The 21,069-nt window shown below is 61.1% G+C and carries 18 protein-coding genes; 4 read left to right on the top strand and 14 right to left on the bottom strand.

What is annotated here, in order from left to right; genetic code table 11:
* Window positions 1–237: 237 nt before the first annotated feature.
* On the bottom strand, window positions 238–951 hold the full coding sequence (locus tag E3T51_RS10350; RefSeq protein ID WP_134529751.1) for a hypothetical protein: 714 nt from the start codon (window positions 949–951) through the stop codon (window positions 238–240).
* 1,500 nt (window positions 952–2,451) lie between these two features.
* Between E3T51_RS10350 and E3T51_RS10345 the strand changes: the two genes are divergently transcribed.
* Entirely contained in the window at window positions 2,452–3,885 is a 1,434-nt protein-coding gene (locus tag E3T51_RS10345; RefSeq protein WP_134529750.1) for a hypothetical protein, read from the top strand.
* A gap of 265 nt (window positions 3,886–4,150) precedes the next feature.
* Here the strand turns inward: E3T51_RS10345 and E3T51_RS17155 are convergent, their stop codons facing one another.
* Window positions 4,151–4,540, bottom strand: coding sequence for an alpha/beta fold hydrolase (locus E3T51_RS17155; protein ID WP_241989264.1), 390 nt, complete (start codon window positions 4,538–4,540; stop codon window positions 4,151–4,153).
* 14 nt (window positions 4,541–4,554) lie between these two features.
* Here E3T51_RS17155 and E3T51_RS10340 point away from each other — a divergent pair, with 14 nt between their 5' ends.
* Window positions 4,555–5,220 carry a hypothetical protein gene (locus tag E3T51_RS10340; protein WP_241989263.1) on the top strand — a complete coding sequence of 222 codons (666 nt, stop codon included), beginning with the start codon at window positions 4,555–4,557 and terminating at the stop codon, window positions 5,218–5,220.
* Window positions 5,221–5,938: 718 nt separating this feature from the next.
* On the opposite strand, the gene E3T51_RS10335 is transcribed toward E3T51_RS10340, so the two are convergent.
* Window positions 5,939–6,592, bottom strand: a complete 654-nt coding sequence (locus E3T51_RS10335) for a Pr6Pr family membrane protein (RefSeq protein ID WP_198417857.1) — start codon at window positions 6,590–6,592, stop codon at window positions 5,939–5,941.
* Window positions 6,593–6,689: 97 nt separating this feature from the next.
* Window positions 6,690–7,709: a lipase family protein gene (locus E3T51_RS10330; protein ID WP_166806434.1), complete on the bottom strand. Its 1,020-nt coding sequence runs from the start codon at window positions 7,707–7,709 to the stop codon at window positions 6,690–6,692.
* A gap of 1,136 nt (window positions 7,710–8,845) precedes the next feature.
* Between E3T51_RS10330 and E3T51_RS10325 the strand changes: the two genes are divergently transcribed.
* On the top strand, window positions 8,846–11,071 hold the full coding sequence (locus E3T51_RS10325; protein ID WP_241989262.1) for a fibronectin type III domain-containing protein: 2,226 nt from the start codon (window positions 8,846–8,848) through the stop codon (window positions 11,069–11,071).
* A 341-nt stretch (window positions 11,072–11,412) separates the two neighbouring features.
* Here E3T51_RS10325 and lepB read toward each other — a convergent pair whose 3' ends face one another.
* The 5 genes from lepB to E3T51_RS10300 form a co-directional block, all read right to left on the bottom strand.
* On the bottom strand, window positions 11,413–11,907 hold the full coding sequence (lepB, locus tag E3T51_RS10320; protein ID WP_166806442.1) for a signal peptidase I: 495 nt from the start codon (window positions 11,905–11,907) through the stop codon (window positions 11,413–11,415).
* 29 nt (window positions 11,908–11,936) lie between these two features.
* The gene (locus E3T51_RS10315) at window positions 11,937–12,821 is read right to left on the bottom strand and encodes a multicopper oxidase family protein (protein WP_338145156.1); all 885 of its coding nucleotides are present in this window, start codon (window positions 12,819–12,821) and stop codon (window positions 11,937–11,939) included.
* Window positions 12,822–13,023: 202 nt separating this feature from the next.
* On the bottom strand, window positions 13,024–13,395 hold the full coding sequence (locus E3T51_RS10310; RefSeq protein ID WP_134529746.1) for an alpha/beta fold hydrolase: 372 nt from the start codon (window positions 13,393–13,395) through the stop codon (window positions 13,024–13,026).
* A gap of 60 nt (window positions 13,396–13,455) precedes the next feature.
* The gene (locus tag E3T51_RS10305) at window positions 13,456–13,884 is read right to left on the bottom strand and encodes an SRPBCC family protein (RefSeq protein ID WP_134529745.1); all 429 of its coding nucleotides are present in this window, start codon (window positions 13,882–13,884) and stop codon (window positions 13,456–13,458) included.
* Window positions 13,885–14,129: 245 nt separating this feature from the next.
* Window positions 14,130–14,621 (bottom strand): MarR family winged helix-turn-helix transcriptional regulator, encoded by a 492-nt coding sequence (locus E3T51_RS10300; RefSeq protein WP_134529744.1) that lies wholly within the window; start codon window positions 14,619–14,621, stop codon window positions 14,130–14,132.
* 44 nt (window positions 14,622–14,665) lie between these two features.
* Here E3T51_RS10300 and E3T51_RS10295 point away from each other — a divergent pair, with 44 nt between their 5' ends.
* Window positions 14,666–15,541 carry an EamA family transporter gene (locus E3T51_RS10295; protein ID WP_134529743.1) on the top strand — a complete coding sequence of 292 codons (876 nt, stop codon included), beginning with the start codon at window positions 14,666–14,668 and terminating at the stop codon, window positions 15,539–15,541.
* 62 nt (window positions 15,542–15,603) lie between these two features.
* Here E3T51_RS10295 and E3T51_RS10290 read toward each other — a convergent pair whose 3' ends face one another.
* The 5 genes from E3T51_RS10290 to E3T51_RS10270 all read right to left on the bottom strand — a co-directional run bounded on the left by E3T51_RS10290 (window position 15,604) and on the right by E3T51_RS10270 (window position 20,968).
* On the bottom strand, window positions 15,604–16,566 hold the full coding sequence (locus E3T51_RS10290) for an ATP-grasp domain-containing protein (protein WP_134529742.1): 963 nt from the start codon (window positions 16,564–16,566) through the stop codon (window positions 15,604–15,606).
* Between the two features lie 72 nt (window positions 16,567–16,638).
* Window positions 16,639–18,213, bottom strand: coding sequence for an AbgT family transporter (locus E3T51_RS10285; protein WP_134529741.1), 1,575 nt, complete (start codon window positions 18,211–18,213; stop codon window positions 16,639–16,641).
* Window positions 18,214–18,270: 57 nt separating this feature from the next.
* Window positions 18,271–19,599, bottom strand: a complete 1,329-nt coding sequence (locus E3T51_RS10280; protein WP_134529740.1) for a M20 family metallopeptidase — start codon at window positions 19,597–19,599, stop codon at window positions 18,271–18,273.
* Window positions 19,600–19,710: 111 nt separating this feature from the next.
* Window positions 19,711–20,214, bottom strand: coding sequence for an SRPBCC family protein (locus tag E3T51_RS10275; protein ID WP_134529739.1), 504 nt, complete (start codon window positions 20,212–20,214; stop codon window positions 19,711–19,713).
* Window positions 20,215–20,236: 22 nt separating this feature from the next.
* Window positions 20,237–20,968, bottom strand: a complete 732-nt coding sequence (locus E3T51_RS10270) for a mycothiol-dependent nitroreductase Rv2466c family protein (RefSeq protein ID WP_134529738.1) — start codon at window positions 20,966–20,968, stop codon at window positions 20,237–20,239.
* Between the last annotated feature and the right edge of the window lie 101 nt (window positions 20,969–21,069).

The following is a 21,069-nucleotide window of genomic DNA, read 5'->3' as shown; positions in this document are numbered from 1 at the left end:
CCATCCACGGACCTGCTAGACCGCCCCAGCGAGGAAACACAGACCGACATTGGAACAGCCAATGGCGGTCAATGGACTCAACCCATCCGCTGAACGCCACTGACCGTTCCGTTGTTGCTCATGCCCCGAAACCGGATCAGAAATCAAACCAGCGTGTTAATCATCTGCAGTCCCTAAGCTCGGAGGCCCTCACCTTTCACGAGCCCGAACTGTCACCAATGTCCTTGCCGAGTACAACTACTCCTTCGAAGAGGCGAAAGAGCTGACGCAGTCACCTTGATTCTTGAAGACGGGACTCGTACTAGTTTTCCACCCGCCGTTTTTGCAGTTGTCCTTGCCCGCGAGCACAGTCGGAGTTCCGAATGTGTATTCAGTGCCAGCGAAGTTGATCGCGTTGAGGACGCCATTGCCTTTGACACCTGAACCGAGGGAGAAGCCGAACGCGGTGACGACAGCGTTCGGGAAGGCGGTGCGCCACTGGTCGAGGGTGCCGTGGTTGTTGCTGCCGAATCCGCCTATGTGGGACGGTGCTCCGTCCTTGACGAACAGGTCTGCGGAGTTGCTCAACCACCAGTCGTTGCCATAAGTGGCAGGCTCTCCGATGAGGATCCCATCGGCAGTGCCGTCTGCGTCGAAGTCGGCGATGAGCTGGGCGCCGGGGATACCCCCGGCTGTGTTCGTGTACTCAAGGTTTGGTTCGCCGGCTGCGGCGAGCAGGGTGTTCGTGTCGACGTACTCCGCGACCTTGTCTGTGCTGGTGGTCGAGTCGGTATAAATGTGGAGACCGGTAGCGACCACTTCGTAGTGCCCTGACGCCCTCGTGTCAGAAAGTGCGGAGTTGAAGCTGTCCGGTACGTAGAGGACGCTGCTGGCGGCGTTCGCGGGTACTGCAATGGCGAGACTGACGGCTGCGGCGACGATGCCGACCAGACCGAGCGAGATTTTTCTCATGCGGGGATTCCGTTCTTCCATCACGGGAAACCATGAGCGCGGGAGTGCGTCACAGTTGTGAGGATTATGCACATACTGTACAGGTCGGTCGCTCACGAAACGGAATAAGTAACACGGCGAGAATGAAGGGCTCGAACTAGCCGTCTAAACTCCCCCCACTGGCCTCATTGGGGGCTCGATGCTGCAGGCGGCCGTGTCATCCCGGTTGCGGTCAGCTGGTCGTCCGGGACGATCAACCCAGGAACGCAGGCTGCGGCCACCGGGCAGAACACAATCGTCACCATCGAACAGGCGGCAGCGGTCGTCTCATGGTCAGCGAACGCGACCGGATACGCGGTCGTCGACTGGGTTGCAGCACCACCCGCGGGATGTGCGGCTCGGCCTGCGATAACGGGCTGAACCACGCGAGCTCTCATCGAGGGAGTCCGGCGAACGGGGGCGAAGCCGGTGCGGACGACACCAGGCCGCCGCTATGCAGCTGCATCAGAGCGGCCACCCGCCTTTGAACCGGCGAACCAACTGTTTTTGCTTAGGCCTATGCAACCAAGGGTGGTCGCGCCATAATCTTCGTTAAGTCCAGCGATGCCGTCTTTCAAGTTCCGACGCGGCATCTCGGGCCGCGGAGCTCTACGGCAATCCGAATGTCATTGCGATCTATGACCGCGTAGTTGGAGGAGCCACCATCAAAACGTTCCGGATGGCATCGATGTCTCTGGCAGCGCTCCTTTCTGTCATGTTAAGTGGGTGCGCGACCGGCACTTCCGAGAAGGAACCTTCAGGGTCCAAGCCGACCGCTTCAGCAAGCGCTGAAGAGACTCCTTCGCCTACACCGACGGTTGAACCTGCGGTAAGTACATACCCGGCGTGCCCCACTGGACTCGCCGACACCCTCAACTCTGCAAGCTCAGGTGGAAACGCGTGGGTCGAGGTCCCGTTCGAAACAACTCCCGTACCTGATGCCCTGGATTTGCCGATTCCTTCCTGCACTTATCAGCGCGGAGCAATCGACTGGACCTGGTCATATTATGTCGGCGCTGGGCAGGAACTGTTTGACACATTGGCAGCTTCCCTAGCTAGACTGAACGTCCCCGAGTACGTTAGCGACTACCAGCCAGCCGGATCGAAGACGTGGGGCACCGACAGTACGGGTTTCCTTGAGTTAACATTGATCGTGCCAGGGGATACCTCGACGATCGTCGGGCCGTCCTTCGCCGAACCGGCGCTGGGATTGTCAATCAACGGCACACCTATTCCTTGAGCTGACGGCAGATCCTCATGCGTATGGGTTATCTGCTCTTCGCAGTCCAAGTTACTGTCCTCGCAAGCCTAATTTCACTCGCGGAAACGGTAACACCTGTCTCGGCATCCGGATTACAGACGGGTGCCCAGATGTGGAGCGTTATCTACGACGGCACGCTTTCAAGTGTCGGCGGATTTGGCACGGTACAACCCGACCAACCAGCGCGAATCCAAATCATCTGCTCGACCGACGCTTGCAACGTGACCGGCGCTGGAACCAACGACAGTAGGTTCGACCCTTCGGCGATGACCATCGGCGCCGGGATCGCCTCCATGAACGTGTTTCTCCCCCGCGAGGGCGAGTTGTGCCAACCGGAAGGGTATGAGTTTGAGCGTCACGTGACCATGACCGCGACACCAGAATCTTTTCTCTTGGTCGCCGTCACCCCCAACCATGACTACAGTTGCGAGCCCGATCACACTACTACCTCGGTCGGCTCCACCGACACCTGGAGAGGTACGTTCGCCGGCGGTGACACATGCATCTTCGCCGGTATCGCCACGTGCCAAGAGGCTGTACATGATGCCGGTGCCGACGGACAGGCGGATAACCCGGCAGCAGTGGGGGTTGGTGCGGATGTAACCCTCCAAGAGCGCTTCGTTGGCCTGATCGGCGCGTCGCCGGCAGCACCGAGCGTTCTTTCAACTCTTCCTGTGGCGGATGCCGTGCGTGTGGACGCAGGCCATCTCGCGCTCACCGCGATCGTGGTGGTGATTCTTGTCCTTTTGCTTGCGTTCCCTACCCAACTTCTAAACCGGGCTACTGAAGAAGGTTTCGAACGCTGGCAGCGGCGGCACCACGGGGGAGTGGCCGCCCCCAAGGCAGGCCGTACGGTGAAGACCTTCGCAGCGGCTGCGGGCGGGCTGCTCACTGCAGCATTGATCTCGTCGTTCGTGGATCCAGGCTTCGGGTTCACGGCGGCTTCTGCTCGTGTCTTCGGGTCCATCGCCTTCTCCTTTGTCCTTGAGCTAGGGGTCGGTTGGTTCATTCTCATCGCAGTCATGCGCCGACTCGCCCCCTCCGCCCCTCCCAGTGTCGAGTTCAAGCCCGCGTCTTTGCTCATCGTGATTGCCGCTGTGATCTTCACCCGGATTACCGAGTTTCAACCCGCCCTGCTGTTCGGACTTGTGGCGGGGGTCGCTTTCGCCACAGCATCTACCCACCTCAAAATCCGGACGACCTTGATCAGTACCTGCTACACGATGGGCGTTGGCTTGATCGCCTGGGTCGCATATTCACTCATTTCCGGTGGCGTGGAGCCGGGAAAGAATGTCGGTAGCCAATTCGCTCTTGAGACGCTGGCCTCTCTGACAATAGGCGCGTTTGCGGGGCTTCCCCTCGCCCTGGTTCCGCTGCGAGGTCTCAGTGGACACGGCATTTTCATGTGGAACCGCTGGGTCTGGGGTGGCCTGTACGGGTTCGCGCTCCTCGTGTTCTTCATTGTGCTCCTGCCGCTGCCGTCCTCGTGGGCCGGAATTGACCTGGACCTAACGGTCTGGATTGGGCTATACCTGATGTATGCGGTTATTGCCGTAGCAGCGTGGCTGTTCTTGCGACCCTTGCCAGACGTTCTCGCTACAGCGGAGGTCAACTCGGACAGTGATCGCGAGCATTCCGAAAATCGAGCGGGCTAGTGTCCGAGAAGTCGATTATTGGCGATTCTCGGGGCTGAGAGCCAGTTGGAGTTCCAAGGGCTCTGAGTGTCGGCCCGCAGGCCGTTCCTTCTGCGGCGTGCGCTTGACCGGCCGAACGGACGTGGCCGGATGTATTGCCAAGTCCAGATACGCAGGATTACCCGAAGTCGCATCGGGCGGTGTAGAAGGTTTGCTGAGGCGTCCCGGACGCGCGCAGGCCCAGTGGTCGAACGTTGTCTGGCGGCATCACCTGGCTGCGGTTCAGCTATTTAGCTGACTCGAGCCATGTGTCTACAGCGTCTCGTGCGGCGGCGGGCCGTTCATGGAACAAGAAGTGTCCGGCGCCCTCGAGGATGGTGAATGTGGCTGCAGGTATTGCGGCGACTGTCTCTTCGGCGGCGGCGAGGGGAATGTGGCGATCTGCGGACGGGGTGAGTGGCTTCGGGTGATGGAAGCTGAGCCATTCGGAAGCATTCTGTCCGTCGTACCTCGCGGTTTCCAGGCGTGCGCGCGCGTCTTTCATCCGGTTGAGCGCGACCGCCCGCGTGACACAAAGACGTGGCAGGGCGTCGATGAGAGTACGCACTTCGACGGTGTCACTGATATCGGGGAGGCGCTCGAGACCGAGGTGACAACCTGGCGAACGCTGCGGCATCTTTCGGCACAGCCATGCACTCTGAAGCGCAGTACGCACGACTGCTACCGCGCGACGACGGTACTGCCGCTATGGAGATCGCCCCAGACGGCCGGCGCTACGCGGCCCCGCGCGAGGGATGCATCGACGACGCCTCGCTTGCGGCAGCATCCGCGGTTCTTGCCCGTCACACCGGGACTCCGGCTGCCGGCATCGCCGCAGCATGGGAGGGGTGGGGAGGGCTCGCAAGTTCGGCAGGCGTTGCCCGGTTCACGTTCGAGGCGAGTGACGGCCTGCCCGCAGGGGTTGATGATACGGGTGGTGAGGATGGCGGCGATCCGGAACCAGGTTCGGGGTGGCTCTCTCGAGAGGTCGCGACAGGGTCACGGTTCGATCTGCACGGCAAAACTGCGCGACACTACGTATTGTTCGAAGTCGGCGCGAACGACCTAGCGGACAGTGCTTGGCCTGAACGTGCGGCTTGGGTCGATCAGCCCATGTGGGCGCAGTCGCCGAGCATCGTGTGGCCCGAGGATCATTCCTGGGTTCTTGCAACAGAGATTGACTTCGACTCGACACTCGTTGCGGGCACCACGAAGCTTATCCAGGAGTTGGTGCAGACGGCCGGCCTCGAGGTGCTGTCGATGCGCACCGATGCCGACCTGACGTCGGACGGCGACCGGCTCAACCACAACAAATAGGGTCGCATGGCCTAACTGGCCTGAGAACGAAATATTCGGGAGGAGCCTGGATTCCAAAGCTCCGCACGGCCGAGTGGTCAATGGGGCGGTGGTCCCGCCAGGAATCTCACATGCCCGTTCACTCGGTCAGCGAAGAGCGGACAGCCAGCATGAGTCAGCGCAGCGGGCAAAGGCTTGACGCTGTGTGTCCGCGAGCGCGTTTGGCGCTCCAATACCTCAGCTGTACCTTGGCAACCCGACAGACGGAGTCCTGAACGCCATCGTCGACGAGGAGGAAGAACTCGTCGACCTTGTAGGTGCCCCCCGGTCGGAAGGACGTATCGCCTCCATGCAACCTCAACGGGGTGAAGCGGAGACGGCTTGAGGTGTGTCTGAGATGCCAACCAGTCAGCATCTACCTCGTCGACCCGCGATTAAACCACTGGAACGATTGGCCGACCCGCCGAACCACAACAAGGCGAGATGCGCTCAGACGCTCAACAGCAACAGTCTTCCTTGTCGCGATCAGGGTGCAAATCTGCATAATCTATTTCGTGTCCGCCACCGCTAAGTTCGCTGTGGCGGAATGGGCCGCTGAAATGCACCGCGCCGTGGGGGCTCTAGCGTCCGGGCAGGCATCCGGGAATCCCGCGTGAATGGGGCGGTCTTTTAAGACGTGATGTCCGATGCTCTGGGCGGTCTTCACCCATTTAGAACTGTCAGAGATGCCCTGAGACAATCAGACGGACTGTCGACTGTCCTGTCCCAGGGCACCGCTCTCGGCCTCGAGTTTCACACGTTTCAGTCGGCTGAGAGCCCAGACGATTGCGGCGGTGACGACGGTCAGCACCGCAATGGCCAGCACGTAGGTGAACACGAGTCCGTATCCGGTAGCGGGATTGAAGAAGGGGTAAGGAACCCACCCGTCGGTGGCTCCCCGGATGAGCACGACGACCACCCACACCATCGGGTAGATGAGTGAGGCCCAGAGGTGCTTCCAGGCCAGCGGCGGGCGGTCGGCGAAGAGGATCCAGTCGAGCACGGCGTAAATGGGAAGGATGATGTGAACGACGTTGTTTGCCCAGTCCAGGGCGACGCCGCCTTCTTGGCCAGCGAGAAGTGCGTTGTAAATAACTCCGACGAGAATCATGTACGCCGTTGCACAGCCGCGGGCGAGGAGCAGCAAACTGGATTGTTTCTTTCCACGCAGTACGAGGATCCCCGTGATCGCGATCACTATGAGCCAAATGATGTTGCTCTGCATGGTGAAGAACCCGAAGAAGTTGAACGGGTTGATGGTCGCCCTGGTGGCGGTGTCAGCGAAGGTCGCGATGATGGCCACGACCCCTAGCGCGACGGCCGCGAGACGCATTACTGCGATGAGCTTGGTCAACAACGCCCTCAGTTCCCTATAAAATCGCGACTAGGGAACTCCCAGAGCCTGCGCTAAGGGTAGCGCGTAAACCGAGCGAATGGGTCATTCCATCCGTTCAAATAACGGTGGCAAATTTACGTTCCAGCCAATCGGCGAGCGGCACGATATCGCTGGTCAGAATTCCGAAGTGATCACCAAGACTGGTCGGGACCGCTGGCTCAACTTTGTCGTAGCCGACCCACTCGACCGTGACGGTTTGGTTTCTTCGCTTGAGCTGCTTCCACAGTCTTTTGGTTGCAGCCGCTGACACTCGACGATCGTTGACAGCTTGGGATATCCGGATGGGTACCTGAATTTCCAGATCTGGGTGCATCCGTCTCAGTGCGGCTGTCAGCCGCGGTTTGTGGGAGAGAATGCGGAAGTATTTGCGCCCCGGTAACGCCCCCCAGGAATCGGGCTCGCTCAACTCGACTCGGGTTTGCACGTCAATTGTGTCTTTGAAGAGCTGGAGTCCGAGTGGCGTGAAAACTTGTTGTTCCAGCTCAGTAGCCAGGCCAGGGTCACTCGCAAGGGCGCCGGCAATGGCGAGCGGCAAGAACGCCAACTCGGGCGCGGCCGGCAACAGAGACAGTAGGAGAAGGCGCTCTTGCGCAGACGCCGGCGCGATCGCGGCGACAGCGAGAAGGGCGAGCTCCGCGGTCCAGGTCGGGGCGAGGTGCGCGGCGAACAACGCAGCCTGCCCGTCTTGCGAGTGACCGACGATCACGAAACGTCGAGAAATTGTTTCCTGTCCAGTGGCACTGTCGCGATTGTAAAGGGCACGAGCTGCTCGGACGATGTCCAGCACTCCACGCGCTTCCGAGGTCCCGAAGAGGTAAGGGTGCGGGCCGCAAGTGCCTAGCCCCTCATAGTCGGTCATAACGACGGCCCAGCCCCGGTTGAGGAACTCGTTCAACAGCCCGTGAGGGGCCGCATTGATCTTGCGGTGAACGGTCAGGGGCGGATCGGTCGGGTCACCAATGTCGGCTAGCTCTTCCGAGTCCAGCGAGGGAGCACCGCGATCTGCGACACCGACGGTCCCGTGCGACCAACTGACGACTGGCCAACCACCCGCTGGCGGGTTCCCCCGGGGCATTGCAATGATTCCCGAAACACCTATCGGCGCCCCATCAGACACGCGCGTGGACTGATAGATCACAAGCTCGCACGTTGCGGCGGACTCCAACGCGGCAGGTCCCGACATCGTGCGCACACGGATGACGTCACCATGTTCGCCTATAAAGTCGGTGGCGCCCGCTTGATAGAACGGATCCACAGGCTCCGTGTCTGGCAGGAGGCCCATCAGAGTCGAAAGCAGGCGTCGATAACAAGACGGCCGCGTGCAGGCGAAAGAGAACTCATCTGGCAACTATGGCTGGCCACCACCAAGAACGTCAATATGCCCGGCATGACGGTCGGTTGGCTACAGAACCCCGAACTCCGCCGCACCGTCACCGCAGACTTGAACAAAGGCGAGGCCCGATACGCCCTTGCCCGGGCTGGGCTGCCGCGGGGATTTTGGACAGCGGAATTAGTGGTTTCTTCTACGCTGCCAAGGCCGGCTGGTGACTGAGTATTTTCATGATGTCCCGGCCGCACGAAGCGGCTCGACGTTGGGACCCGTGGCAACATTTTGGCAACATGTGAACGAAATTGCCACGGTTTCAAGGTAATTCAAGTGATTGAAAAGCCGCGTAATCACGCGGATTTGAGGCCTGTTCCGCTTTCTGATTGGGGGCGCTTTAGGTTTCAAATCCCAACGGTACCGCCACGAAACCCCCTACACCCCAGTGATTCACTGGGGTGTAGGGGGTTTCGTTTTGCCTGTTACCTGTCAGGACATCTCTGACAGGAGGCGATCGGAGTACGTAAGGCGTTGGAGCAGTCCGGGACGGACTACGGGAATACAATCCGCGGATGAGTATCGAATGATCGGGTTGCAGAATCGATTTATCCGCTGGATTCGAGGTGGTGAGTTTGACCGTTCTAGGTGACTTTCCATTTTTCCCGTAGTCAGAAGCCTCTATCGACTCCGATGTTGGACAACACAAGGCGCCACTCCTGATCACCAATGTCGCGGCTGGAGGGACATGGTTTTTCCAAGGCCCCGGGACGAAAGTGCAATTATGCGTGAATTATTCACGCACTTTTATGAAGGAGTGGATGACCGTGAAAACCAGCCCATCTGCGGCGGGTCCTGGAAACAGGATTTCTTCCGTAAGGCGCGCGACCGTGTTTGGAGTCTCAGCAGCAGTGCTGATTGCACCGTTCATCATCGCTGTACCGGCCGCTTCGGCGGCTGTCCCGACCTTTCCCAACAACATCGTCGTCTTCCCTGACCGCGACTTCATCACCATCGAGGGTTACCAGGAACACATTGGCCAGGTCGCAACCGTGGAGGTGACGCGTCCCGGGGTAGGTGTGATTGGCTCAGCGGAGTCGGTTGTGGGCGCGGGCGATGTCGCGTTTGAGATCAACCACCCGGGCGGGGTCTGCTGGGGCGCCGGCACAACCCTGAAAGTTACCCCCGACATCCGGTCCGGAGATCTCGTGTCGATGAAGTTCGGTGCAACTGCAGCCGGTGACACCACAACCCAAGACGTATATGTGACAGCAACGCCGGTGCTTGCCGCCGACGGCGTCACTGTCACCATCAACGGTTTCATTGGCGACGGTGCAAATCAAGCTCAGGTAGAGCAGCGAATCGTCGAACCAGCGTTCAAGAACACAGCTATCGGCCGTCGGGACGTGCGCGCTGTGCCTGGACCGCTTACAGCCAACGTGGGCTACAGCTCATCGCTCGCGTTCGGCATTGCGGGCCCTAACACTTTCACGGCCACCTACGTGTTCGACAGCCGGGATGCTGCCAGCATTGCTGCTGCCGCCGGAAGCGGTGTGCGCGCGATGTCCTGGCAGCTCGAAGATGCCGCAGCTAACCGCCAAGGCCTCACCATCGCCGAGTTTGGCGAATTGGGCGGTCCTGGAATGGGCGGATGCCCGAACGGTCCGTTGCAATCAGGACCCGCCGGAGCGACCGATGTGGTCGCCGCCACGGTGGCAGATTCCCTCAAGATCACGTGGACGCCAGCACAAGCGATCCCCGGCACCCCGGCGATCACCGGCTACCGGGTTCACGCGGTGGCGCAAACGGTCGTCAACGGAGAGCGCGCGGAATTTGGCAAGCGCATCGACTCCCCTATGGCGAAGGCCACTACGATTTCGGGGCTTAATCCAGCCGAGACGTATGACGTTTTTCTCGTCTCAGTAAGTAGCGCGGGCGAAACCTTCCCCGCCGTGCATGCCATCCCGGTTACCGACATCGTGGCGCCCCTGGTTACGGCCTCCCCCCAGAGCGGGTCATTCCGCACCGCCCAACAGCTCACCCTGAGCTCCAATGAGGCGGCAGCTGAGCTGTATTACACGACCGATGGGTCGGATATTTTTCTATCCGGCGGCACTTTGTCCGCGGTCGCTGTGCTCTACACGCAGCCCGTCAACATTGCCGCAACGACGACCGTGAACTTTGCCGCGGTCGACCCATCCGGCAACATCTCGACCCAGGGCCAGGTGGTGTTGACCGTCACGAATGATCCTCTCCCCTCCACGCCAACCTTCTCCTCGCCACCGCTCGCCGGCACGGGAAGCGTGACGCTGAACTGGGCTGCTGCAAACCCTGGGGCACCGGAACTCACGGTGACAGGCTATTCCGTGCAGGCGTACACCGCTGATGGAGCTGCGGCGGGCCCCGCACGCACCACTGCGGGAGATGTGACGACACTCGTCTTCGACGGTCTGACTCCAGATACGGCCTATCAGTTTACGGTCACTGCGAGCAATGCTAACGGCGCCAGCATCGCATCGGCGAAGTCCGACCCGGTCCAAACACTCGGCGCTCTCGTCGCTAACGCGGGAGCCGATCAGGCGATCACTCGGGCAGTCACCGCAACCACGGTGGTGCTCGATGGGAGCCGCTCGACCAGCACGGAAACGACCTATCTGTGGGAGCAGGTGCTCAATGGGCCAACGGATCCCGACCGCGTCACCCTTTCAGGGCCAACGACGGTCAAGCCAACGTTCGCCTTGCCGCTCTTCGCGACACCGATGACAAATAATCCGCTGACCTTCCGACTGACTGTTACTTCGGGTTCTGCCGTGCGCACCGATGAGGTGCGAATCACGCCGATCGCCAGCCAGATCAGTGTCACCGGGGCGAGGTGGAAGGCGCGCGACTTTAGAATCGACGGTATCAGTTCGTCGGTCGGCGGCACCGTGACGATCCATCGTGATGGACCGACGGGTCCTGTCATTGGACGAGCGCCAATCACCGCAGCGGCGGCGCCGCAGACCGGTGGAGTGTTTACCTACCGGCTCAGGACTGGAGTCAGCAACCCTGGCACGGTCTGGCTCGATTCCACTCTGGGTGGCGTCGTGGGTCCGGTGACCGTGACCGCGGGGTAACGACCACGAGGTGACACCGGAACGGGCTCTCCCCGCGTCAGCGGTGAGAGCCCGTTTCGTGCGTCGTCTGGCCGCAGGCTGGTTAGACAGAAGCCAGAACAAGACACAACATTGGCCTAAGCCGGGGCCACCACCGTCTATAGAGCGGTTTATAGGGTGTCAGCGACGGTTCAAATGCGCGGTGACCTATTTCTGTTATTCCCCGTGCGCGTCCATTATTCGGGTCAAGAAAATGGTGCCGATCACACCTAGACGAAAACCGCTCCCGGCAATGACTACGGGGTGTCACCCAGGCCGGGCGAAAACTACCCCACAGACAAAGAGCGCGACCGCAACGATGCCTAGTTTTGGAGCCACAGGAGGGTTGCGGTGAAGTTTTTTAGCGGTACGGCACCGAATTCGCGCGAGTCGATGGATAGGGCGCGGTTATCGCCGAGCACGAAGACGTGACCCTCGGGGACGGTCACCGGGCCAAAATAGGTCCCGTCGATACGGCTGTGATCCACGAAGGGTTCATCGATTCGGACGTTATCGACGTAGAGGATGGCATCCTCGATGGAGACGTGTTGGCCTCCGACGGCGATGACGCGTTTGAGCGTGGTGTGACCATCTTCCGGGCTTTGAAAGACCACGAGTTGACCGGCTGTGAATGTATCCGGTGGCGGCGAGGTTTTGAGTAGGAATATGGTGCTTCCGCTCAGGCCTGTGGGTTCCATGCTGGTGGACGAGACAGTGAGCGGTTCAACAACCCATATACGCAGCCCAAGAACGAGGACCAGGAATATGATGACGGCCGTGGTTCGACCGCGCGTCTCGGTCGAACCACGGTAGCCCATGTGTCGCGTATGCCCGTCTTCTGTCACGGTCAGGCTCGGCTTGTGTCCCATTCGGCGCGTGCTGCCGTGATCGGATTGTTGGTGATCCTATCGCTGGCGTCCTCGGGTCCGACACGAAATTGCACCATCATGTCGTGGTCCTCGTGCACGGTGTTGTGACAGTGAATCATGTACCGGCCTCGGTGCGGACCGAACTGCATCAGGAGCTTCACGCTTTCGTTCTCGCCCACGTAGACAACGTCTTTGGGCCCCTTTTCGTACGAGAAAGGAGCTCGGCCGCTTCGGCTGAGGATTTTGAAGTCGATCAGATGGAAGTGCATGGGGTGAAACCAGCCGCCAGCATTGTGGGCAAATTCCCAAATCTCAACCGCGTTCAGGTTCGGATTCGCCAACACATCACGGAACTCGCTGGCAACGACTTGCTCCCACGTGCCGCCGTTCACGGTCCACAAACCGTTCTTGCGGTTTATTCGGAAGGACCGCTGGCCGGGTGTGTATTTGCGGAAATCGATCAGAATTTCGTAGCGCTCGGCGGGGCTATGCCGCCAGCTCGCCACTGACTGCGATACCGGCATAAGGCCGCCGTCGGTGGCGACGATGGTGACAGGATCGCCCGTACTCAGGCTGGGCCGCAGCGAACGGGAAATGCAGGAGTTCATGACCCGGAACCGGTAGATGCGCTTTTTGACTTTCATGACCGGCCACGGCCTCCCGTTGACCAGAATCACGTCGCCCCACAGCCCGGAGCGGTCGTTGTCATCAAAACCCAGCGCTCCATTAACCGCGAACATGGCGTCATTGATGGTCAGGGAGACGTCGAATTCACCCTGCGGCAGGAGCGCTCGTTCCAGCGGATCGTGCAGGTGATATTGCGCGGCCAGCCCCGAGTAGACGTTGAGCGCGGTGCGCGCCAACCATTGAAAAACCTTGATCCGCCATCACACCCGGAACCTGTCGTAGCGGAACGATCCCGGCGATGACACGTTCGAGAGGTGACGCAACCAAGCGGTACCAAGACGATCAGGCGGAGACTCGTTGCCCCACGCCACGGCCGGCGCCTACCGTCGTCCCATTCGGGGAGCCTTTACTGGCCGCCACGTCTTCAAGTGTCTGCATTTAGGCGGTTCCGCAGTGCGAGCCAATCGGCAACGCGACCGTTGAACCAGTTTGGCATTCCAGCGGGATTCCATGGCCACGGCCATCGATAATTTCTATCTCGCTGCCAGGCAGGGCCGTGTGAACGTCCACGACGGAGTCACGCATCAAGGCGCGACGCACCAGCACCTGGCTGAGAGCGTCCACCGTTTCGGTATGTGATCGATACGGCTTATCGGCACTTTGGCCATGGCCAGGAAGATCGGGCCCGAGTACCGTGTACCTCGATTCGAGGCTCTTTCGTAGCGAGTTCCACATCCACCCTGCTACACCGCCACCGTGTAAAAGAAGCACTGGAGGGCCGTCTGAGGGGCCGAATTCACTTACGTGCATAATGTGCGTGTTCTCATCAAGGCCGGTGAAGCAATCAACCAGCGACTTCGGGATGATCGTTCAATTCTCGCGGCCTGCGCGCTCCTGACCGAATTCTGCTCGGCGCTGCAAACGATCGAGCCTCAGACCTGGCACAGTCCGAAAGGCGCCGGCAAGCATGCGAAAGATGGCTCCGCTGTGAGTGATGGTGTGGGTAACCTCTGTCTTTTGGTCGGCAAGCGAAACGAGTTTCCAAGCGCCTGTTTCATGCGCCTGTAATCCGTCCAGGTGCCAGACAACGTAATCCGTGGACACCTGTTCGTAGATGATCGTGGGGGAACCAGGTAGTTTGGCTCGAATCGAGTACGGCTTGCCAACCAGCACACGGGGGTCGATCGCTGTGACAGAAAGAATCGCGGGATTCCACTCCGGCAGGCGGCGAATATCGGCGAGAATGTTTGCAATCGTCGCCCTCGATGCGTTGATGACGCGACTTCCGATGTATTCCATCACTCGCTCCGTACTCTGGCCCGTAGAAAATCTTCAAGAACGGATGCTCGCGCTCCCCAATCACAGCCTAGGGGCAGGGCACACCGGACCAGGCTTGCCCTCACCAAGTCAAGGGCCGAACGCGCCAGAGAGCTTTGCCTAACCGAATTACCGCGCGCGGTATCCGCTCAGCGATTGGGCTCCCTAATCATTCGATCGACAGTTCTCGACGCGCTGGTCGTAGGATGCATATGCGGATAGGGGCATCAGCAATCACTGGCGGCGGTGCTGAGTCGTTGAAGGAGCTCCGCGAGAGCTGCCTGCTCCCCGCTGCTGAGCGCGGCCGTGATGGCGCGCTCGGTTTCGAGGTGATCTGGCAATGCCGTCTCGATAAGATCCCTTCCACGATCGGTGAGCGCGACGAGTGTGCCGCGACCGTCGTCGGGGTTTGCGCCACGCACGACAAACCCGCGGCTCTCCAGCTTGTTCAGTCGCTGGGCCACTGCGCTCGTTGAAATCATGGCCTCACGAGCCAACTTCAGCGGAGTGATCCGATAGGGGGCGCCGCTTCTCAGAAGTGTTGCGAGCACGTCGAAGGAGGCAGCATCCAAACCGTGCTCGGCGAACGTTTTGGCAAGTCGCGATTCCACGGCGAGGGCGGTGCGACTTAATCGACCAATGACGGCCATGGGTGAGACATCAAGCTTGGGCTTTTCTGTATTCCACTGTTCGATGATTCGATCGACTTGGTCCGGCATAGAGCCATACTATCAATTGCTAAGTGCTTAGGTATAATGACTAAGTGCTTAGCAATCGAACTTTCTTGTTGGTGACGACAGCTTTGGCCCCGGCGATTTGGGGCACGACATATCTGACAACCACCATGCTGCTGCCGGAGGATCGGCCGCTGCTGGCGGCTACGTTGCGCGCACTTCCTGCGGGAATCCTTTTGCTCATGCTCTGCCGAAGGTTGCCACGCGGCGCCTGGTGGTGGAAATCCTGGGTCCTGGGCATCCTCAACATCGGAGCGTTCTTTGCGTTGCTCTTCATCGCGGCCTATCGGCTCCCCGGTGGTGTGGCCGCAATCATGGGCGGGATTCAGCCGCTCATCATCGCGCTTCTGGCCAGCCGTGTCCTGCACGAGCGATTGACAGGCCGGGTCGTCGTCGCCGGCGCTACCGGCTTATTCGGCGTGTGCCTCATTGTGCTCCAGGCCCAAGCCCGCCTCGACGCCATTGGGCTCATGGCCGCTATCGGCGGAACACTCTCTATGGCATCCGGGATCGTGCTCACCAAAAAGTGGGGGCAGCCCGAGTCCCCACTAACGACCACCGCATGGCAGCTCATCGCAGGCGGCCTCTCCCTCCTGATCCTTATGATCGTAATCGAGGGCCTTCCCGTAGTGCCACTGACACCGCCGAACATCATTGGATACGCCTACCTCTCGGTCATCGGCACCGCGTTCGCGTACGTCATGTGGTTTCGTGGAATCGCACGGCTTGCCGCGAGCACCACGGCTTTCCTTGGCTTACTCAGCCCCGTCGTGGCCATCCTCCTCGGCTGGATAATCGCCGAAGAGGACCTCGCTCCAATGCAGATAGCCGGGATCATTATCGTTCTGGGTTCAATTTGCGCCGCCATCACTTCCAGAACCGCAACCGCCGACGTGCTGCGGTGAGTGACCCACTCTCCCCGATATCCGTTTCGTAAGCTGGTCCCCTAAAGCCGTTGCCCAGTAATTCAGGCCGCGAGCCTTTTGAGGTACCGAGCCAAGGCACGTGGAGCCGAGCGAGGGGCTTCAGCCTCAACAACCGCGTTGTAATTCGTGTTGGTGTTCACGTCGTAGGTGAGCACTCGGCCGTCTTCGGCTTCGATGAACTCGATGCCGCACACTTCCAACCCGTTGCGGCGCGCGAACTCGAGGTATTTTTCGATAATCGAGTGGTCGAAGTCTTCGCGCAAGCTGAATAACTGCTGACCGGCTACGGGTGCGATGGTGGCGCCGGGAGGCATGATCAGCTCGCGGGTGATCGGGTCGATGGCGCAGGCATCCGCCGGGCACAGTTGGAAGCCGCCGCGCGCGGTGTCGGCCTTGACGGCGTAGATGAACTCGCCCCCCACGATCTCGGCCCGGGTGATGAACGGTTCCGCAGCCTGGATGTATTCCTGAATCAGGGTGATGCCATCTTGCGGCTCCTCGAACTCGTCAGAGGCTACGTACTCGGCGAGCTCTTCGTGGCTCGTAAACTTGCGCACGCCCAGACCCTTGCCGCCCTGATTGTGCTTGGTCATGAACGGGGTGGGAAAATCGCGTGCGGCGGCGAGGATTTGCTCGCGGCCCACCGCAGCCACCGTGCGCGGGGTGTCGATGCCAGCGGCCTTGAGCGCGACCAGCTGCTCGACCTTGCTCATCTCGAGCTCGAGCACGCGCCGGCCGTTCACCGTGCGGCGGCCGTGAGCCTCGAGCCAGGCCAATACGGCGCGCGCGTAGTCCTTCGACTTTCCATGGTCACGGGTGTGAGCGGATGCGCTGATGCGCGACCAAAAAATTCCCTCCGGTGGTACCGAGTCCAGGTCGAGAACGCCGTCGGTGAGCAGCCATTCCTTCACCTCCATACCCTCTGATTCAAAGGCCCGGGCAAACGGCGGGAACCATTCAGGGTTCTCGTGCAGGGCGTAGATCGTGGGCTGGGTGGAAGTCATAGAAATCCTTTCGGTTTGCACTGCACTCAAGGAGGCTCCGGCGCCGGGTATTCCTTGGGTCTTACATGGTTACTACTGCGGGATCATGATGCCGTTGCCCGGGCCCATCGGCAGGTCGAAAAAGAAGAAGACGCTCAGCACTGCTACCCAGGCAAGCCAGAACGTGACAGCGAACGGAAGCATGCGGGCGATGACGGTGCCGAGCCCCGCTTGTGGCTCGTATTTGCGCAGCATCGTCAGGAGCACGATCATGTATGGATTAAGGGGGGTGAGTACCTGGGTGGCCGAATCCCCGACCCGGAAAGCACCCTGGATGAACGCGGGTTCATAGCCGAGCAACACGAACAGCGGCACGAACACGGCGGCCATCAACGTCCACATGGCCGAACCGGAAATGATGAAAAGGTTCAGCAGAGAGGCGAGCAATACGAAGGCAATGACGGCCGAAAATCCGGTGAGGCCGATAGACTCCAGGCCCCCGGCTCCTGCAACGGCCAGCCAGCTTCCGATTCCGGAGAAATTGAACAGGGCGACGAACTGGCCGAGGATGAACGCGAGCACGAGGAATCCGCTCATGTCCTTGATAGCGTGCCCCATGACGCGCGGTACGTCGCTGCCCTTGGCGATGGTTCCGGTGATCTTGCCGTACACCAGCCCCGGAATCACGAATGTGGCGAAAACGATGAACACGATCGAACTCAACAGGGGCGAGCGCGGCAAGAACCCGCCGTCTTCGTTTCGCCAGGGGGAGTCCGGCAGGAGCAGGCCGACGAGGATCACTCCGGCGACGACGACGCCGGCCACGAACGCCCAGAACAGGCCGCGATTCTCGGTGTCCGTGAGCCGTGTGTGCATCACTGCGGCACCCGACACGTCGCCGTCGTCGATGATTTCCTCGCGCGCGATTCCCTGCCGGCCCAGACGCGGTTCCAGGATTTTGTCGATGATGAAGCCGGCCAGGGCGATGAGTACGAGCGCGGAGACCACATTGAAGAAGTAGTTCGATACCGGGGTCACAACGGAACCGGCGTTGGGTAGGTTCTGTGTGACCGACGTGGTGATCCCGGCGAAAAGGGCGTCGAGACTTGTCACGAACAGCGAGGTCGAGTAGCCGGCACCCACGGCGGCAAACCCGCCGAGCAGCCCGGCGACCGGATGCCGGCCGGCGGCCTTGAATACCAGGGCGGCAAGCGGCGGGATGACCACGAATGCGGCATCCGACATGATCGACCCCACAACCCCCACGAAGGCCACGGCGTAAGGCAGTGACCAGCGCGGCGCCGAGCCGAAAGCCTTACGAATCAGCGCGGCGAGCAGGCCGGACTTCTCGGCCACACCGACCGCGAGCAGGATGGGTAGCACTGTCGCCAGCGGCGGGAAGCCCAGGTAGTTGACCCCAATGTTTTGGGTGAACCAGGTGAGTCCCTCGGCCGTGAAGAAGCCCTTGATCACGGTGGTCTCGTCGGTCCCGGGCAACTGCACCGTGACGTTGGCCCAGGCCATAGCAGTCGACGCCACCGCCGTGATTGCGAACAGCAGGAGGAAGAGCATGAAAGGGTCAGGCAGCTTGTTGCCGACGCGTTCGATTCCGCCGAGGACACGATCGATCACGACGGTGCGCCGAGTGAGGGTCTGTGCTGAAGACATGGGGACTACCTTGCGTCGGATGGAATGAAGCGATCGTGGTGACCGAAGTTTTGCAAGTCAGTCGAAGAAGTGCGGCACATCGATGGCGCCGCCCTGCTCCGCGAACTCATTCGCCACGCTGCGGCGCAATTCGGCGTCGCAGAGAAAATCCAGGGCGGTCAAGGCGAGACCGCAGGCACCGTCGAGGGCGCCCGCTTCTGCGGCATCCGTTGCGGCGGCTGCCGCGAATTCGCGGGTGTGCAGGGCAACGTCGGGCGCCGCAATTTTGATCAGGGGGTGGATGCCTGGGATGCGATGGCTTACGTTGCCGAAGTCGGTGGACGCTGCGATGGTTTCTGAGACCACGCCAAGCGGGAGCGGCTGGCGCCCACGGCGCTGCTGGGCGGCGACCCAGCGACCGGTGAGCGCGCTGTTCGTGCGCACGGGCAGTGAGGGGGCGTGCTCGTCCCAGTCGATCTCAACACTCGTTCCCGTCATCAAGGCCGCGCCGCGCGCGATGTCGTCCAGTCGCGCGCTGAGGTCTTTGAGCGTGTCCGCGAATTTCGAACGGGCATAAAGCTTGAGTACTGCGCGCTCGGGAATGATGCTCGGACGCATTCCCCCCTCGCTGATGACAGCGTGCACGCGGTCAACCGGCGGTAGCTGTTGGCGCAGCAGTCCAACGGCCTGGTACGCCAGGGTTGCAGCATCGAGGGCGTTACGACCCATAAAGGGTTGAGCGGATGCGTGCGCCGCGACGCCCGTAAACGTTACGGTGAGTACGCGGCGGCCAAGCCACACCTGGTCGGCGAGGTCGTACCCGTAGGGGTGCACCATAATCGCGGCGTCGACGCCATCGAAGGCACCGTGCCTGGCCATCACTTCTTTGCCGGAGAAGCCTTCCTCGGCGGGAGTGCCGAGCAAAACCACCCGGCCGCTGAATGCGTCGGGGTTCTCTTTGCGCGTGTTGGCCAGCGCGAGGAAAGCGCCGACTCCGGTGGCGGCAATCACGTTGTGCCCGCAACCGTGCCCAACGTCGGGCAAGGCGTCGTACTCGCTGAGAATTGCGATGGCCGGGCCGTCGTCCGAGCCGATCTCGGCGCGGATCGCGGTGTCGAGTCCGTGAACGCCGAGCTGCGCGGCTATCCCATGGCGACCGAGCAGCTCCACCAGATAGGCGGCGCTTCGACGCTCGGCGAAGGCGATCTCCGGGTCGGCGTGCAGGGTGTGAACGACGTCGTTCAGGTCCCGGGCGAGTGCCTCCACTTGGGCTTCAACGGCGGTTGCGAGTTCCTCCGGGGCCCCGGAGAACGGCGACGGCACCGACTCAGAGGTCAGTACCCTGCGGGCCGTTTCGGCCTGAAGCTTCTGCAGATACGTGGTGCTCGGCACTATCGAATGGCTCATAGACCCACCCTAGACACGGAGATTGCCTCGTGGTGCCGTCCTGACCTACACCGTCATCTTCAGAACCTGTGCTGGCAGCACACCCCACCTGACCGGGGATGAACGACCAGGTCAGGCGTGTGCCTGCGCCCCTGAGTCGATGGCGACCTCGGCGAGCCGCTTGATCGCGGTGAGGGTTTTCGGGATGCCGTCGAGGGCTTGCTGGGTACGGTCGGTGATCTGAGCGTGCGCGTCTTCGCCGAATTTCTCCTCGAACATGGCGATCCCGTCCGGCAGGAAATCCCAAGACTCTGTGAGCCTCGTCCCGGTCTCTGCGGCGTCGAAGCTGAAGCCCCAGCGCACGAAGCTGCCGCCCACCACCCAGGCAAACTCGCGACCGCGCTCTGCCGTCACCACCTCAGACCGGGTTTCCCAGGTCCGGTGTGGGAGCTCGTTGTGCCCGGTAAACCAGGCACCGACCCGGCCGGCCTCGGCCTCGTCGTCCCACCAGCATGACGTACAGACCGGGCTCCACTCACCGGTGCGGGTGATGTCGGAGAGCAGGTCGTAGAGAAACGCGGCCGACGCCGCGACGATAACGGACTCTTGGTGGCTGAGGATGCCTGTCTCACTCATGCGTTTACCCTAACGGAGGTAGTCACTTCTTCTGCCGTCGACTGCCGCCATGCCAGTCCTCCTGCTTTCCGACCGCGTCCACGTCGATTCCGAACGCGGCCAGCTGTGGCTGCTCGCGCAGGCTGCGTTTGAGCTCGGCAAAACCCGGGAAGCGTGCCAGGGCGACTACGTGGTCCCACAACTCGACCGCCGAGTCTTCGTGTGGCAACCGGCTGATCACCGGCCCGAAGAAGGCCACACCGGCGGGCGGCTCGAAGTGGATGATGGGCGTGCCCACGTCTTTTCCCGTCAGTGAGAGCGCCTCGTCTGTCTCCTGCTGGATCTCGATGTCCCAGGACTCGTCGTCGAGAGCTTCGGCCAGCTCGAGCGGCAAGCCAGCCTCGGCGAGGATCGGCTCCACGAACTTGCGCGTCCCGCGGAGTTCACGCACCTCGCCCTCGGTTCGATAGTCGTCCGGGGCGGTGTCGAAGATGTGGGTCCCGAATGCAGCGTACAGCGGCGCCACTGCCTCGCGGCCGTGCTCCGCTCGCGCCCGGGCGGCTACCCGCAAAAGCCGGAGCCCGGCGGTATGGCCAGCTTCGTACTCGGGAGGGAAGTGCGCGTCGTAGTCGACGTTGGCATTGATCAAGCGCAAGGAGATGAACCGCCAGTCCACGGTGTAGTCGCGCCGCTTTTGCACCTGTCGCACCCACTTGCTGGTCATCCAGGCGAAGGGGCAGACCGGGTCGAAGTAAAAGTTGATGTCGGCGTCCATACGTCCACCCTAGGTCAGTGCCAGAAACACGACCGAGATCGGTGGCTTTAGGTGACTCCCGCCTGGTCGACTGTCAAGATGTGCAGAACTGTACGGTTAGA

This window comes from Cryobacterium serini (assembly GCF_004404025.1).
GTDB classification, from domain to species: domain Bacteria; phylum Actinomycetota; class Actinomycetes; order Actinomycetales; family Microbacteriaceae; genus Cryobacterium; species Cryobacterium serini.
The sequence above is the reverse complement of the archived record's forward strand: the minus strand, read 5'-3'. Positions and strand labels throughout refer to the sequence as shown.